Source organism: Streptomyces sp. NPDC104309 (assembly GCF_055584025.1).
This window is the reverse complement of the sequence record NZ_JBVJMV010000021.1, coordinates 19,381-34,709: the sequence shown is the minus strand read 5'-3', so window position 1 is coordinate 34,709 and position 15,329 is coordinate 19,381. Positions and strand designations below refer to the sequence as shown.

Genomic DNA, 15,329 nt, shown 5'->3' with positions numbered 1-15,329 from the left:
GAAACGCTTTGGGTGCAGACTCGTTGACGGTGTGTGAGTGATTTGGTGGGGGATGCGCGGGCCTGGTCGCCGGACGCGCAGGAGGCTGTGCGGTTGCTTGCGGTGTCCGCGCTGGTGGAGGGCCGGGACCGTGTGGAGGTCGCCGCTCTGTTCAAGGTGTCGGCCAGGGCAGTGGACAACTGGTGGGCCAAGTGGCAGGCCGGTGGACGGGACGCACTGCTGTCCCGCACCCGAGGTCGTCGCGTGGGGGAACACCAGGTCCTGTCCGAGGCCGAGCAGGCCGCCATCCGGCAGGCCGTGCTCGACCACACTCCCTGCGACCTGGGGCTTTCCGGTCAGCTGTGGACACGCGGGCAGATAGGCGAGCTGATCTTCAAGCTGTACCGGGTCCGCTTCACCGAGCCCGGCGTGGGCAAGTACCTCAAACGCTGGGGCCTGACCTTCCAACGTCCCGACAAACGGGCCGTCGAGCAGGATCCGGAAGCGGTCCGCCTCTGGCACGAGGAGACCTGGCCGGCCATCCGGGCCAGGGCGAAGGCAGAGAAAGGTGAAGTCCTCTTCGCCGACCAGGTCGGCATCCGCTCGGACCAGGTCACCGGCCGTACCTGGGGTGCGCAGGGGCGGACGCCGGTCGTCCGCCGCACCGGGAACCGGTTCTCCGTAAACGCGATGTCCGCGATCAGCACCCGCGGCCGGATGCACTTCATGGTCTTCACCGAGTCGTTCGACGCGAAGGTCATGTGCCACTTCCTCACCCGGCTCGTCGGACACTTCGACCACAAGGTCCACCTGATCGTCGACCGGCACTCGGCCCACCGCTCGAAAACCGTCCGGGCCCAGCTCGCCGACCACCAGGACGAGATCGAGCTGCACTTCCTGCCCCCGTACTCACCCGAGCTGAACCCGGACGAGCTGGTTAACGCCGACCTCAAACGCAGCCTGCCCCACACCCACCGGGCCAGGAACCGGGCCGAACTCGCTGCTGAAACCCGCAGGTTCTTCCACCGCCGACAGCGCCAGCCCCACATCGTCACCGGCTACTTCAAAGCCCCGCACGTCCGATACATCCTCGACGAGTGAACCCAATGAGTTTCTGCTCAATAGACAAGGTTCATCGTCCCAGCCCAGGAAGGCACTTTCACGTTCGCGGCGCCAACCGGCCCCGCCTCAAGCGAAACGGCGAGGTTAACTGTCGCACATTCTTTCGGTCGCCATTCTCTGGGCGCTCTGGGGCTATCAGATCCCGATGGATGCCAGGGGTTCTGCTGGTGACGGCGAGACTCCAGCGGATAGGATATCTCGCGCTGCTCGCGATGGCGGTCGGTGAGGTCGGCGGTGGGGGCGAGGGTGCCGTGATTGAGCTGGAAAAACACGCAACCCGGGGCGGTTCCGCCCGAAGCCCTGAGCACGCGTTCGCTTTTCCTGGCCTGCGGCGCTTACGACGTACCCACAATATCCTCAGACGATCATCACAAAGCGGTCCAGGCAACAGCAATGGGCCCTTTTTCTTTTCCGCGGCGTCCGCGACCGGCGCCTGCACCGGGGGCCACGAAGTGGACGCGCAGCGAGAAGCAGGGCTTCTGTTTTCAGACAAGAGAAGTGTGGAGTGTGATGCCATGAACCGAGTCGGCAGAGACTCGCGTCGGTCGGCCCGCAGGCTTGCGGAGCCGCTGGCGCGCATGGGGTTATCCGTTCTCTTACTGGCAGGCGGCGCCGTGGGAGCGACAGCCGGACCTGCCGCCGCTTCGACCGCCGACGGCAAGCTGACGGTTGAGGTGCTGCGCGACTTCTTCGGCACCGGCGTGATCAACGCGACGATGGACGTGCCACAACGGGGCATGAAGGTGGAGATCTCCGACCCCGCTGGGCACCACGTCACCGGCGTCACGGATGCCACGGGAAAGGTCATGGTGTCGCGGTCGACGGCACTGAGCGGCGGCCGATACCGCGTCGACGTCAGCATCCCGGCACCGTACAGCGACTATTTGCAGGCGGCGCCTGCATCGACGGCGGAGAACCACTTCGACAGCTTCACGTCGTTCGTGGATGTGTCGGACGGAAAGAACGCCTCGGTGGTGACGGGGGTATGGGATCCGGCCGACTACACGCTGCCGGACTCGCGGTACTTCGTACCAGTCCAGAATGGCGCCGGCGGAACCGACACCCGGGCATTGGTGGCGTTCGGGACGAAGACCCGAGGCACGTGTCCTACCAATGTGTCGTGCCCGGCCACGCTGGCCACGCAGGACCAGGTGGGCACGACGTTCGGGTTGGCGTACGACAAGTATCGGAGCCGGCTGTTCCAGAGCGCGTTCGCCCGCCGATACGCCCCGTACGGGCCGCAGGGCGCCGGCGCGATCTATACGGTGCCGGTCAGCGGCTCGGGTGCGCCGCAGCTGTTCGCAGAGGTGCCGGACGCCGCGGTGACGCAGCACGACACCGCCGACATGAACAAGGATCCCGGCTTCACCGACGCACCGGGCAAGGAGAGCATCGGTGGCCTGGCCCTGTCGGAGGACGGCTCCACGCTGTACGCGGTGAACCTGCTGACCCGCAGCCTGGTGAGCTTCGACGCGACAGGGGCCACCGCCTCGGCGCCCGAGGCGACGGTGCGGATCCCGGACCCGGGGTGCGCGAAGCCCAGCGACTGGCGGCCGTTCGGTCTCTCCGTCCACAACAACACGCTGTACGTCGGCGGCGTGTGCAATGCGGAGAGCACGCAGCAGCGTGCGGACCTGAAGGCCGTCGTCTACTCCTACGACGGCACGCGGTTCACCACGGTGCTGGACCACCCGCTCACGGACAAGCGTGGCAGCGTCTTCGTCGGTGCCGGCGACGTCGACCAGGCCACCCACTGGAACCCGTGGAACACCACTCTGGCCACGTGGGACGAGCGGAAGGCGGGCGGAGCGTTCATCGATCCGCAGCCGGAGCTCGCCTCCCTCGCCTTCGCCCGCGACGGTTCGATGATCCTGGGTTTCCGCGACCGGTTCATGGACGTTCTCAGTGCGAAGGGGCTGGACCCTCGCCCGGGGAACAACACGCCGGAACTCGGCATGTCCGGTGGTGACATCACCATGGCCTGCGCCAGTCCCACCGGCGGATACGCGTGGGAAGGCACCGGAAACTGCCCCAACCACGCCACCCCCGCCACCGACGGCGGCCAGGACAACGGAGTCGTCGAATACTTCCCGGGCGACTTCTTCGCTGGCGGGCACCAGGAAACCGCGCTGGGGTCGGTGGCCTACATTCCGCAGCAGCAGTGGGTCGTCAGCACGGAGTTCGACCCGACCGTCAACATTGAAACCGCCGGGACCGGTTACTACGACATCACGACCGGTCAGGGCCCAGGCAACGATCCGGCCGCCAACGCGTACCAGTTCATCGGTCAGGAACAGAACGGGTTCGGCAAGGCCGGCGGGCTCGGTGACATCGCGTACGCCGCGGCGAACGCGCCGATCCAGATCGGCAACGTCGTGTGGTTCGACGGTGACCACAACGGGATCCAGGACCCGGCGGAAGTGCTGCTGCCGGGGGCGACGATCAACCTGCTGGACGCGGACGGCAAGCAGGTCGCCACAACCAGGACCGATGCCGCCGGCGAGTACTACTTCGGTGGTGTCGGCGCCGCGTACGAGCTCACGCCGGGCGCGAAGTACACGGTGCAGTTCGACGTGTGCACCGCGGACACCAGCCAGGTGCCCGAGCAGCCCCCGGCGGGCGAGTTGAGGTTCACGCTCCCGCGGGCCGGTGCCAACCGTGCGCACGACTCCAATGTGACCCCGCCGACCTCCGGACCGTTGTGCAACGGCTACGCGCCTGTCACGGCGCCGGACAAGCCGGGCGGGGTCGATCACACGATCGACGCCGGGGTGTACATCCCCAAGGAAACGCCGACCCCGACGCCGACTTCCACACCGACACCGACACCGACTCCGACGCCGCCTGCGGCCTCCACGCCGCCGTCGCCCGCGCCGCCTGCCAACCACCCGGACCCGGCCGGTGGAGGCGGGGGTTTGCTGGCGAACACCGGTACGCCGGGGCTGGCGGAGTTGATCGGCATCGTCGGTCTGCTGGTGGGTGCGGGCCTGGTCATCGCGTTCGTGACCCGGAATCGTCGCGCCCGGCAACACTGAACGAACCGCACAACGGTGATCTGCCCGTCCGCGATCCGGACGGCACGGACGGGCAGATCACGTCTCGGCCGGTCCACGAGGGCCCGCCTGGGCCTGGTCTGCCACCGGACTGCCGAGTGCCGCCGCGAGCCCGCGGCGACCGGACGGTGTGGTGATCGAAAGGATGAATCGGAGAGTGTCAGCGTCGAACCGCGCGCGGAGCGTGATAATCCGGCAAGCCCCACCGGGTCGTCCGGCTAACCGGCGCCGATGGCCGCGATCGCGTCGGGCCGCGGCCGTCATCGGCATCGCGGCCGCCGCGGTGGCCGCGGTGGCCGCGTTCCTGGTCGCCGACGGCGGCTCCGGCGCCGGCGGTCCGCGCCCGCTGACGACGGATGAGGCGAGCCGCCTGGCGATCACGCGATTCCGTAACTACCAGGCGCAGGGCCGCGCGGTGACGATCACCGTGCCGGGCACTGCCGGCGGGCTGACCGTCACCGGGTCCGTCGACTATCGGCGCAAGGTCGGTTACGGCATGGTGCACGGCACCGGGCGCGACAAGTCCAGCGACGGGCTGATCCAGTGGACGCCCACCTCGGTGCACGTCCGCCCGATGACGGATGCCCCGGCGCACGCACCCGCGTCGCCATCCCGTTCGGGCTGGTACGACCGCCCGCTGCTGTCGTCCGGCAGCGCGCTGGACACCTCCCTGTCCATCGCGCTCGGTCTTGGCGGCGACCGGCCGGACAACGCCGAACTGCTGCCGCAGAACGGCGCCGCCTGGTGGGGACGAGACCAGGTGGACGGGCATCAGGTGGACGTCATGACCGGGCCGTCCTCCCCTGACCGCTCCGGTACGGCGGGCAACGTGCGCTACTGGATCGGCTCCGACGGCACCATGTACCGGGTCCGCGTCAGCGTGGGTTCGCAGCCGGAGCCGGTAGTCATCGATTTCGACACCCACAAGTACGTTCCGGTCGAGCCGGTCCCCGGAACCACCCCGACCCGGTAGCCGCTGTTCAGGACGTCTGCACCCGCGCGTTCGCGGCGAGCAGGGACGCCGGCGGCAGCCGGATGCCCTCCGTCTTCGGCAGGGCCGGGACGGGCGGGACAGCGGTGGCGCCCGCGGTGGCGGCGTCGGGGAACTGCGGCTGCGGAGCAGGCGCCGCGACCTCGGTGAACGGGATGCCACCGGGTGCCGACGGCGCCGCCCACGTGCCGGTCGGCGAGGACGACCCGGCCGGAAGCGGGCAGGCCGCAGTCGTCGCAAGCCGGGCGGGCACGGTGGTGCGCAGATCGTTGCCCCGCAGGCAGTTGCCCCGTCCCCGCGTGGCGGTGGGGAACGTCCAGCCGACGTCGACGCCGTTGCCGGTGAACGTGTTGTCCAGGATCTGGTTGCCGACCGGAGGTATGTCGGCGGTCGCGCTGATCACCAGCCCGGCGTTGCGGTTGCCGGCGATGCGGTTGCGGATGAACCGGTTGTCGCTGCCGCCGTCGATGCCGGCGCCGATGCCCCACCCGCCGTCGGCCTGCTCCGGGGTGGCCGTCTGCTGGTTGGCGGCGATCAGATTGCCCGCGATGACGGAGCCCTTCTGCGGGAGCAGTTTCTCCTGGTGGTCGGAGTTGGTGGTGAGTCCGACCCGGTTGCCGACCAAGCGGTTGCCGACCACGTACATGTCCTCGCTGGCGTTGGTGCCTTCGTAACCGACCGCGTTGAGTTCGGCGACGTTGTCCCGCACCACGATGTTGCAGGGCTTGCACTGGCCGACATAGATCCCCGAGTCGGCGCCGCCCGACGCGTACGAGTGCTCGATGACACCGTTCTGCGCGGAGAACGCGTAGATGCCGTACAGACCGTTGCGGGTCGCGGTCACGTGGGAGACCAGGAACGACTTCAGGAAGGTGACGGGCTCGTCGCCGGTGTCGTAGCCGCCGCTTCCCCCCGGCAAGCCGACGGCCGCCTTTGCCGAACCGGTGACCAGAACCCCGTTCTGCGTGTTGTTCTCCACGGTCAGGTTCTCCACGGCCACCCCGGGCGCCGAGACGACGACGCCGTTCGGCTGCTGCAACCGCCCGTCGATGACAACCTTGTCCCGGGACAAACCGCGAAGAGTGATGCGCGCCGTGTCGATCTTCACCGACTCGTGGTACACGCCCGGCGCGACCAGCACCAGGTCACCGGGTTGAGCCAAGGACACCGCATCCGAGATCGTCGGGGCATCGGCAGGCACTCGGATCGTCACATGCGCACCGGCCGGACGCCGGCCTTTGCCCGATCCGCCATCGCCGCCGCAGCCGGCCACCAGTGTCAGCGTGCCCACTACCGCCGCCAACACGCGAAGAGCTAATCGAGGCATGATCCCATTCTGGCATGACGCCCAATTCCACGCCAGAATCGCGAGGTTGACCGGCACGTGCGATTCGGGTGTGGCACTCTGCACCCCATGCGCCGAGCCGATCACCACCCGTCACGCCGCACGTTCCTCGATGTCACCGGCGCCATGATGGCCGCCGGTCTGACCGCCGGGTGCACATCGGTCTCCGCCCAGCCAGGCCGGCACGCCCCTGCCCCAGGGGCCACGCCAATGCCGGTTGTGGCGACGGGCCGTCATCAGGCAGGCATCACGCTCCCCCAGCCGGTCCAGCCCAACCTGCTCGCCGTGGTGGCCGACCTCGGCGCCACCGTGGCTCCCGGCCCGTTACTGGCCGAACTTGGCCAGGCCATCCGCACACTCACAGCGGGGACCGACACGCGGCTGCTGGGCCTGCCGCCGGGCGATCTCACCGTGACCGTCGGCGTGGGCCCCCGGCTGGTGCGCACGGCCGGTGCCTCGCTGCCCGGCGCGGCCGACCTCCCGCGATTCTCCCGCGAGCGGATCGCCCCGCAAGCACTCGGCGGCGACCTGCTGATACAGATCTGCGCCAGCGGCTCGCTGCTCTTACCGGTCGTCGCCGCCGCGCTTCTGGACCAGGCCGGTGACCGCATCCGCGAACGCTGGCGCCAGTCCGCACGCCGCGGTACGAACGTGTCCGTCGGCAACGGCCTTACCGCGCCACGCAACCCGCTCGGTTTCATCGATGGCATCGTGGGCCCGCACACGACCGCCGAACAACAACGCGCCTACGTCGTGCTGCTGGTTTCCGGAGTGCCGTTCGCCGGCCTGCTGGCACTCTTCGTCGCCCTGACCGACCTCATTCCCCTGATGGGGACCACCATAGGGGCTGTCCTCGCCTCCACGGTGGCTTTCGTCCACTCCTTGCCAGCCGGCATCGCAGCCATCATCTTCTTCATCGTCTATCAGCAGGCCGAAAACCACCTCCTGCAACCGGTCATCCTGTCCCGGACGGTGAAACTCAACCCCCTCACCGTGCTGCTGGCCATCCTGATCGCCGCCGAAGTCGCCGGGATCCTCGGTGCCCTCCTGGCGATTCCCGTCACCGGCATCATTCAAATCGTCCTCAAAGACATCTGGACTCACCGCGACGATCGGTCACCGGGGCTGCCGACGCGGGCAGACAACAGCCCCCAGAACGCCGACCGGTCCGACGATCCCGAATGACCGCCGCATGAATCCGGGCTCCAAAAGCGCAGCGAGGAGTTCGCCCAGGTCGACGACTCCGCCTTACGGGCAGCGGTCGAGCGGGCCCTGGTCGTCGAGCTGACCGAACACCTCGGCTGCGGCTACGTGGTCACGCCGTGAAAGGCTTCTCCACTTCTCTGGCTCGGGCGGAACCTGAGTGCGGCCCTGATGGGCGAGTGCCCGAGACTGCCCCGGCAGATCGGGCGCGACGCGCGACGCCAGGACCACCATCACAACCGCGCGCTACTGCGATGAACGTGAAGGACCGCTCGCCGGCCGACGACCCGCGGAGGTTGCGCGATGTCGCCACTTGCCGCGTCCGGCCGATCCGCCCACCGATCAGTGCTGGGGGTGCGGACGTGCGTGGAACAGGGGGCGCCGCTGGGTGGGCGTGCCGACAGCCAGATGGCCGATCGCGACGCGTGTCATGATGGCGCGTACCACCTCGGTCAGGCCCAGAACTATGGCCATGACGCCCACTACCAGGGTGAGTGTCGCGATGGAGGCGAACGGCATGATGATCATCACGATGCCGGCCATAGTGCCGATGATGCCGAAGGCCACGTGCCAGCCGCGGGCGGGCATGGCCTGATCGGAGGCCGCAGCGACCGTCTCCAGGGTGCCTCGCATCAGCCAGCTGAAGCCGATCCACAGGGCAAGCAGAAAGATCGACTCCAGGGGGCCCCGGAAGCAGATCAGTCCCAGCAGGACGGAGGCCGCGCCGGTGACGAAGTGCAGTACCCGAAGATGCCGGGGGACGTGTGTGCCGAAGGCGGCAGCGAGTTGGAAGACACCGGTGGCCAGCAGGTACACACCGAAGAGCACCCCGACGACACGGAGCGTCTCGCCCGGCCAGACCAGGGCGATGACGCCCAGGGCCATGGTGGCGAGGCCCATGGTGAGCAAGATCTGCCAGCCCATGTTCGCCGGGGCGGCCATGCCTTCGGTCAGGCGACCCTCTTGTGGTTCGGTGCCGCGTGGCGGAACGGGGCCGGGGGAATCGGAAGGGGATGTCATGGCACCTGTCTCCTACTGGGAGCAGCGTGGTCACGTCCGTACATGTCCATCGTCACCCGATCAGCCTCATGCCGCTCGGTGGGAAGGGCCAGGGGTCCGTGGCCCAAGAGGCATTCCGAGTGTCCCCTTCGGGTTGGCGACGGCAGTCATGTGTGGGGGCTGATGACGGCACGTCCTTGGATCCTGCCGTTGTGCAGGAGCTGGTAAGCCTCGTGCGCGCGTCGCAGGGGGAAGTGCTCGACCAGCACCCTGATCTTTTCCTGCCGGGCGAGCGTGATCACGTCCATCAGTTCGGTGAGGGAGCCCCAGTAGGGCGACCGAGCACTCGTGCGGCGGGCTGGAGAAATCGACAGGCAGGGCTCCGCCGCCGAGGCCGACGATGGTCAGGTGGCCGAGCATCCTGGCCACCTGGGCAGCCATCCGCAGCGTCGGGTCCGTGCCGACCATGTCCAGCACGAGCTGAGCGCCCTGCTGCGCCGTCATGTCCTTGATGCGCGCGATCGCCTCGTCGCCCGAGAGCAGAGCCTCGTCGGCGCCCATGCGCTTGGCGGTCTCCAGCTTGCCGGCGTCGGTGTCCACGGCGACGACGGTGGTCGCCGCGCTCAGCGCGCGCAGGATCTGGATGGTCATCTGGCCCAGGCCGCCGGCCCCGATCACGACCGCGGTCGAGCCCGGTCCCAGCAGGTGCAGCGACCGTTTGACGGCGTGATAGCTGGTCAGTCCGGCGTCGCTGAGCGGGGCGGCCCGGCGGGGATCGAGGGTGCCGAGCGGAATCAGGTAGCGCGCTGCCGGGACCAGCAGGTACTCGGCCATGCCGCAGTCGTGACCACCGCCCAGGCCCGGGCCCTGGCCACCGAGGTGCTGGCAGTAGTTCTCCCAGCCGTGACGGCAGTTGGCGCAGATGCCACAGCCCCAGGAGCCGTAGACGATCACAGGGTCTCCGGGCTCGAACCCGGTGGCGCCCGGTCCCAGCCGTTCCACCCATCCCGCGTTCTCATGGCCGAGCGTGAAGGGCATCTTCGTGAAGCCGGGTAGCGGTGCGGGTGTCTGCATGATGTGCAGATCGGAGTGACAGGCACCGGCACCTGCGACCTTCACCAGGACCTGCCCCGCGCCGGGCTCGGGCACCGGCACCTCGTGCAGCTCTGGCGATTGCCGCCAACCGACGAGTTGAAAAGCCCGCATAGCGATCCCTCACGCACACACTGGTCAGTCGCGGATGCCGTCGATGTCGACCAGGACGTGCCGCGGCCCCCGGAAGATCTGGTTGTGCCGGTACGGTGGCGTGTCCTGGACGAGCCGAGGGTTCTGCACCCGGCGGACGAACTCGGCGACCGCCACTTGGACTTCGAGTCGGGCGAGCGGGGCGCCGAAGCAGAAGTGGATGCCCTGGCTGAATCCGAGGTGCTGGTTGTCGCGGCGCCGCGTGATCACCGAGTTCCCGCGCTCCCCACGCGGCCACCACGGCTTCGCACAGACCAACATGTTCGACCAGCCGGAACTGGAACGGCTGCTGCGCAGCGCCTTGGCGCGCCACCCCGAGTGCGAGCTGTGGGGCGGCGTGGAAGCGGTGTCCATCACACAGCCCGCCGACAGGACGGCTCCGATGCGGGTGACCTTCCGCCGCGACGGCAGTGACGAGGAGGAGCACCTGTGGGCCGATGCCGTTCTCGGCTGCGACGGCGCAGGCAGCATCACCCGTGAAGCCATCGGCGCCGTTTGGCAGCCGCCCAGTTCACAGCTGGGACGGCGCCGAGCAGATCTGCTGCGCCACCCGTCCGGCCACCTACATGCGGGTCGGCGAGGACCGCTACCGCTGGGAGTTTCGGCTGTCCGAGGACGAGCGCCTGGACGGCCCTGCGGGGCGGGAGCGCCTGCGCGAGCTGGTCGCCCCCTGGGTGGGTGGACCTGCCGTCCGACGGGTCGGAGGACGACGACTTCGAGGTGATCCGGCAGGCGCAGTACACCTTCCGGGCCCGGCTCGCCGACCGGTGGTGTCAAGGGCGCGTCTTCCTGCTGGGCAACGCCGCACACCTCACCCCGCCCTTCGTCGGGCAGGGTCTGTGCGCCGGCCTGCGCGATGCCTACAACCTCTGGAAACTGGCCCGCGTTCTCCGACAGGGCGCAGATGATGGGCTGTTGGACACCCACGAGCGGGAGCGCAAGCCGCACGCCCGCCATCTGATCCGTGTCGCGGTCGCCGTCGGCTGGGCCGACCGGCGGGCAGGACCGCGGTGCGGCGTTGCGCCGGGCCGTCGTGAGCACGGCGTGTCGCCTTCCCGGTGTAACCGCGGCGGTGAGCCGTGACCTCAGCCCCGCCCTGACCGCCGGCCCACACGTACGGCGCCGCCCCCGGCTGACGGGCCGCGTGCTGGCCGGCACCCTGACCTTCCCCGAGGAACCCGCCTCTCACCTGCCGCTTCTCTGCGTGTCCTCACCGTCTCGCCTCCAGCCGGGACCGGACGACCGGCTCGGTCCGCACGAGGGTGGCTTCGCCGATACGCTGCTCAACTTCGCCGCCGCCCTCATCGACCAACGGCATATCCCCTGCGGTGCCTGGCGCCGGCGACACGCAAGGGGGACCTCGTCGTCGTTGAGATGGTGCCCCCCGAGCCGGGCACCCGACACGTCACCCGTTGGTGGCCTTCTGACTCCCGGACCCGCGCAGCGGGCGTTCTCGCCATGGCGCATGGTCCGCGCCGAGAACCTTCCCCAAGCTGGGCGTAGCGTGAAGTGACGGATACCTGTCTGAACTCGTGCTCAGCGAGCGGTCCTGGGCCCTGGCCTTGGCAGGCCGTATGAGCACAGGGCACTTACATGATTACCTCTTGCGAGTCGGTGAGGGTCTGGAGGAGTCCGATGCCGATTACAGCCTCGGCACCGGCGTGAGCGGCGGCCCAGGTCTGCCCGGAGCGCCCGCCGGCTCCTCGCGGACTGGGAGACGAAAGGCCACTTATGCCTCGATCCATGCGCGCGCTCGTAGCTGTAGCGGCTGGCGAGCCCACGGATGTCCTGCGGCTGGATTCCCGGCCAGTTCCCGAGCCGGGTGCCGGTCAGGCGTTGATCCGGGTGAAGGCGACCCCGGTTCACGCGAGCGATCTGCACGTGCTGCGCGGCCGCTACGGCTTCTCCCCGGAGTTTCCCGCTGTCGGGGGCAACATGGAGTGCGTGGGCCGTATCGCGGCCCTGGGCCCGGAAACCGAGGGGCTGAAGGTCGGTGAGCGCGTGGTCGCCGCCGCGATCCCGGCCGTACCCGGGCCCCCTGTGGCCGGCACCTGGCAGGAATACCTCGTGGCCGACGTACACAGGCTGCTGTCAGTCCCCGACCGTCTGAGCGACTCCAGCGCCTGCCAACTTGCCGTCAACCCGTTGACCGCGCTGCTGCTCGTGACGCGCGAACTCGCCGTACAGCCGAGCGAATGGCTGGTGCAGACGGCCGCTGGTTCCACCGTCGGCCGGCTTGTCATCCAGTTGTGCAGACATCTGGGTATTCACACGATCAATGTGGTGCGGCGACGTGATGCCGTTGAGGAGATCAAGGCGATCGGTGGGGATGAGGTCATCTGCACGGAGGATGAGGACCTGGTGCAGCGTGTCGCCGAGACAGTGGGACCGACCGGCGTGCGAAAGGCCATCGACTGTGTCGCGGGGCCCGTGGGTGCCCAGGTGTCCCAGGCACTGGCTCCGGGAGGAGAGCTGGTGGTCTACGGCGCACTCTCCACCCACCGGCAGACCAACCCGGCGGCGCTGACGATCCCGCTTCAGGCGCGCTCGGTCATCTACGAGGCCAAAACAGTCCGTGGCTTCTGGCTGAACCGCTGGTTCGGCACCGCCCCGCCGGAGGACTCGCTGCACGCGCTGGCCCAGGTACGCGGTCTCGTCGCCGATGAGGTGCTGAGCATTCCCCAGGGCCGACCGTTCCCGCTCGAGGCATTCACCGAAGCCGTCGCGCTCGCCGAAGCACCCGCACACGGCACCAAACCACTCTTCGTCTTCGAAGACTGACGGGACCAAGATGGTGGGTAGGAAGCGGCCCTGCCGGTGCGGCCACGCCATGCCAGGGCATAAGCATTTTCCCAGGCTATACGGCTTAAGGGCCTTGTGATCAATGGAATATTGCGAACCCCCACAGACCGTGAAATCGCCACGGTCACCCCCGGGGAATATCAGGGGAAACTCCGGCCGGCGGCCCGTACCCCAGGCGCGCCGGGCCGAGGACTGTCCCGTAGTCCCTGCCGGATGAGCGCGTGGCGAGCAGCAGAGGAGACCTGTTCGTCGGCGCGCCGGGCCCGTAATCGCCCCGGAGATTCCCGTTCACAGGGGTGATCGTCAATGCGTCTCCGACCGCACGGGTTCGCCGGGTTGATGGCCGAGACGGGGTTGCGGAGGCGGTGGAATGCGAGCGTCCGACGCGACGTCAGGAGACTTTGCTTCAGCAGAGGTTGCGGCAGAGACGGTGCGAGCCCTCTTGTAACGCGCGGGGGTGGTGCCCACGTGGCGCGTGAAGTGTCGGTTCAAGTGGGCCTGATCATGGAATCCGACGGCGGTGGCGACGTCGGCGGGCCGGTGACCGTCGAGGAGAAGTCGACGTGCCTGATCGATGCGTTTGCCGGTGAGGTAGGTGTGCGGGGGCAAGCCGTACGTCTGCTTGAAGCAGCGGATCAGGTGGGTGGGGTGGGCGTGCAGGAGGGCGGCGGCCTCGCCCAGGGCTATACCGGCATCTATCCGTGAGTCCAACAGTTCCCGCAGCTCGGCGGCGAGCCGGTTTGCCTCGCGCCTCGGCGTGCAGGGCTGGAGCGCGTCGAGATGGAAATGGAGCCGTTCACGGATGAACGAGAGCCGGGACTCGGCTTCGAACCCGTCTCCGGCATGGATGAGTGCAGCGTGCAACTGATGGATCCGATGGCGCAGCAGGCCGTCGTTGACGGCCGGAGCGTCCACCGCACGGCCGGCCAAACGCTGCGGGAGTACGGAGTCGTCGAGGTAGAGGACGCGCTGACGGAAGCCTGACGCCGTGACGGTCCGACCGTCGTGGGGGACGCCGGGAGGCAGCAGGAGGACGCTGGCGGTACCGGTCGCCCCATGGCGGCGGCGGTCGAGTGCGAAGTCGACCGAGCCGTCGTCGAGGATCATCAGGTCCCACGTGTCGTGAGTGTGGGCCGGGTACGCGTGGTCGGTGAAGTGCGCGTGGAAGACCTCGGCGACCCCCGGGACCGACGGCCTCCAGGCGTTGATGGACGTGCGGGGTCGGTCTCCGGTCATGCCAGGAACGTACAAGACCGGTGGAGTCCGAGCGCGACACGCTCGTGACGCATGCCGGAGAGCCTGAGAAGCCGCTCCGGGTCGACCGGCCTTGAGGAAGGATGCTCGATGTCCAAGTCCGTCGTTCCTGTCAACCTCAGCGAGAAGCTGTCGCAGTTCAGCGAGCTGTGGTCGCAGAAGAAAGTGGCTGTACTCAACGACTACGAGGTCAAACTGGCCAAACTGAAAGGGGAATTCGTCTGGCACACCCACGAGGACACTGATGAACTGTTCCTGGTCATCAGCGGGCGGCTCACCATCCAGCTCAGGGATGCCGATGTTGTGCTGGAGCCCGGCGAGTTGTTCGTGGTTCCCCGCGGGGTCGAGCACTGCCCCACAGCGGCCGAGGAGACCGCGATCCTGTTGTTCGAACCGGCGGGAACGATCAACACCGGTGACGCAGGTGGGCCGATGACCAAGCCCGCCGAGAACCTCGGCTGACCTGGAGGGCGCGAGGTCGGGGTGCGGCGTCCCGAACGGCCGGACCAGGTACGAGAGGGAACGCGTAATGAGAATCGGCGTGCTGCGAACGGGCAACATGGCCGACGCACTGGCCACCCACTGGCCGCAGGCCCGGCACGAGGTGGTCATCGGCGGACGGGACGCACGCGGGGCGAAGTAGCTCGCGACGCGCATCGGGGGCAGCGCGAAGCCTGCCGGTGTGCGTGCGGCAGCCGAGTTCGGTCAGGTGGAACTGGCCGCGCTGCCCTTCGGCGCGGGTGCCTCCGTGGCACGGGAGCTGCAGACGGCCCTGGTCGGCAGGTTGCTGCTCGACTGTTCCCATCCGGTCGGGCCGGGCTTCCGGCCGCTGACGAAGGGAGGTCCCTCGGCCGCGCAGGAGCCGGCCGTGGCGGCACCGGGAGCCCACGTGGTCAAGGCGTTCAATCTCCACGAGGACGTGTGGCGCATGCGGCCATCCGTCTTCGACGGGTGGCCCCTGGCCGTTCCGGTCTGCGGGGACGACCGGGCAGCTCTCGCTCGCGTACACGAGTTGGTACGGAACGCAGGCTGCAAAACCCGTGGCCGGTGGAGGTCTCGAAGGGGCAGGGCTCCTGGAGGCGACGGCCGCGCTGTTCATCTCGCGGTGGGTCGGCGAGGGGGCGGACGCACAAGCGATCGCACCTCCGCCGACCTGTGCGGCCGGACCGAGTCAGGAACAATCAGGAGGTGGCGGAAGGGCTGCACGCTGAGCGTTTCGAGCAGCCGCAGGCGTACCGATCACAAGGGTGTTCACCCGTCTGCCAGGCCGAGCGCGGCGTAGGCGTCGCCCGGCATCGATCCCGTCCAGGTATCCATCGACACAGCTCGGCCGAAC

At 68.6% G+C, this 15,329-nt stretch carries 10 protein-coding genes and 3 pseudogenes; 8 read left to right on the top strand and 5 right to left on the bottom strand.

Annotated features, from left to right (window positions below):
- Window positions 1–87: 87 nt before the first annotated feature.
- The 3 genes from ACZ68L_RS27575 to ACZ68L_RS27565 all read left to right on the top strand — a co-directional run bounded on the left by ACZ68L_RS27575 (window position 88) and on the right by ACZ68L_RS27565 (window position 5,127).
- Entirely contained in the window at window positions 88–1,080 is a 993-nt protein-coding gene (locus ACZ68L_RS27575) for an IS630 family transposase (protein ID WP_469581638.1), read from the top strand.
- A 599-nt stretch (window positions 1,081–1,679) separates the two neighbouring features.
- Window positions 1,680–4,136 carry an SdrD B-like domain-containing protein gene (locus tag ACZ68L_RS27570; protein WP_469581895.1) on the top strand — a complete coding sequence of 819 codons (2,457 nt, stop codon included), beginning with the start codon at window positions 1,680–1,682 and terminating at the stop codon, window positions 4,134–4,136.
- 310 nt (window positions 4,137–4,446) lie between these two features.
- Window positions 4,447–5,127 carry a hypothetical protein gene (locus tag ACZ68L_RS27565; RefSeq protein ID WP_469581636.1) on the top strand — a complete coding sequence of 227 codons (681 nt, stop codon included), beginning with the start codon at window positions 4,447–4,449 and terminating at the stop codon, window positions 5,125–5,127.
- Between the two features lie 7 nt (window positions 5,128–5,134).
- Here the strand turns inward: ACZ68L_RS27565 and ACZ68L_RS27560 are convergent, their stop codons facing one another.
- Window positions 5,135–6,346, bottom strand: coding sequence for a right-handed parallel beta-helix repeat-containing protein (locus ACZ68L_RS27560; RefSeq protein ID WP_469581633.1), 1,212 nt, complete (start codon window positions 6,344–6,346; stop codon window positions 5,135–5,137).
- A gap of 213 nt (window positions 6,347–6,559) precedes the next feature.
- On the opposite strand from ACZ68L_RS27560, the gene ACZ68L_RS27555 reads away from it, so the two are divergent.
- Window positions 6,560–7,675 (top strand): AI-2E family transporter, encoded by a 1,116-nt coding sequence (locus ACZ68L_RS27555; RefSeq protein WP_469581632.1) that lies wholly within the window; start codon window positions 6,560–6,562, stop codon window positions 7,673–7,675.
- Between the two features lie 360 nt (window positions 7,676–8,035).
- Here the strand turns inward: ACZ68L_RS27555 and ACZ68L_RS27550 are convergent, their stop codons facing one another.
- From ACZ68L_RS27550 to ACZ68L_RS27540, 3 genes and pseudogenes are all read right to left on the bottom strand, one after another.
- Window positions 8,036–8,713, bottom strand: coding sequence for an HdeD family acid-resistance protein (locus tag ACZ68L_RS27550; protein WP_469581630.1), 678 nt, complete (start codon window positions 8,711–8,713; stop codon window positions 8,036–8,038).
- A 146-nt stretch (window positions 8,714–8,859) separates the two neighbouring features.
- Window positions 8,860–9,898, bottom strand: a pseudogene (locus ACZ68L_RS27545) (NAD(P)-dependent alcohol dehydrogenase).
- A 24-nt stretch (window positions 9,899–9,922) separates the two neighbouring features.
- Entirely contained in the window at window positions 9,923–10,147 is a 225-nt protein-coding gene (locus ACZ68L_RS27540; RefSeq protein ID WP_469581627.1) for a cytochrome P450, read from the bottom strand.
- On the opposite strand from ACZ68L_RS27540, the pseudogene ACZ68L_RS27535 reads away from it, so the two are divergent.
- Together ACZ68L_RS27535 and ACZ68L_RS27530 are read left to right on the top strand one after the other, a co-directional pair.
- Window positions 10,128–11,096 (top strand): annotated as a pseudogene (locus tag ACZ68L_RS27535) (FAD-dependent monooxygenase); the annotation flags it as partial. The gene ACZ68L_RS27540 and the pseudogene ACZ68L_RS27535 sit on opposite strands and share 20 nt — an antisense overlap.
- Before the next feature lie 584 nt (window positions 11,097–11,680).
- Window positions 11,681–12,718, top strand: a complete 1,038-nt coding sequence (locus tag ACZ68L_RS27530; RefSeq protein WP_469581624.1) for a zinc-dependent alcohol dehydrogenase family protein — start codon at window positions 11,681–11,683, stop codon at window positions 12,716–12,718.
- 324 nt (window positions 12,719–13,042) lie between these two features.
- On the opposite strand, the gene ACZ68L_RS27525 is transcribed toward ACZ68L_RS27530, so the two are convergent.
- Window positions 13,043–13,975, bottom strand: coding sequence for a helix-turn-helix domain-containing protein (locus ACZ68L_RS27525; protein WP_469581622.1), 933 nt, complete (start codon window positions 13,973–13,975; stop codon window positions 13,043–13,045).
- A gap of 108 nt (window positions 13,976–14,083) precedes the next feature.
- Here ACZ68L_RS27525 and ACZ68L_RS27520 point away from each other — a divergent pair, with 108 nt between their 5' ends.
- Together ACZ68L_RS27520 and ACZ68L_RS27515 are read left to right on the top strand one after the other, a co-directional pair.
- Window positions 14,084–14,455 carry a cupin domain-containing protein gene (locus ACZ68L_RS27520; RefSeq protein ID WP_469581619.1) on the top strand — a complete coding sequence of 124 codons (372 nt, stop codon included), beginning with the start codon at window positions 14,084–14,086 and terminating at the stop codon, window positions 14,453–14,455.
- Between the two features lie 67 nt (window positions 14,456–14,522).
- Window positions 14,523–15,204, top strand: a pseudogene (locus tag ACZ68L_RS27515) (NADPH-dependent F420 reductase).
- The last annotated feature ends 125 nt before the right edge of the window (window positions 15,205–15,329 follow it).

Coding starts and splice junctions, on each gene's coding strand:
- ACZ68L_RS27555 (WP_469581632.1), top strand. CDS start 6,560: ATGCGCCGAGCCGATCACCACCCGTCACGCCGCACGTTCCTCGATGTC.
- ACZ68L_RS27520 (WP_469581619.1), top strand. CDS start 14,084: ATGTCCAAGTCCGTCGTTCCTGTCAACCTCAGCGAGAAGCTGTCGCAG.
- ACZ68L_RS27570 (WP_469581895.1), top strand. CDS start 1,680: ATGGGGTTATCCGTTCTCTTACTGGCAGGCGGCGCCGTGGGAGCGACA.
- ACZ68L_RS27550 (WP_469581630.1), bottom strand. CDS start 8,713: ATGACATCCCCTTCCGATTCCCCCGGCCCCGTTCCGCCACGCGGCACC.
- ACZ68L_RS27530 (WP_469581624.1), top strand. CDS start 11,681: ATGCGCGCGCTCGTAGCTGTAGCGGCTGGCGAGCCCACGGATGTCCTG.
- ACZ68L_RS27525 (WP_469581622.1), bottom strand. CDS start 13,975: ATGACCGGAGACCGACCCCGCACGTCCATCAACGCCTGGAGGCCGTCG.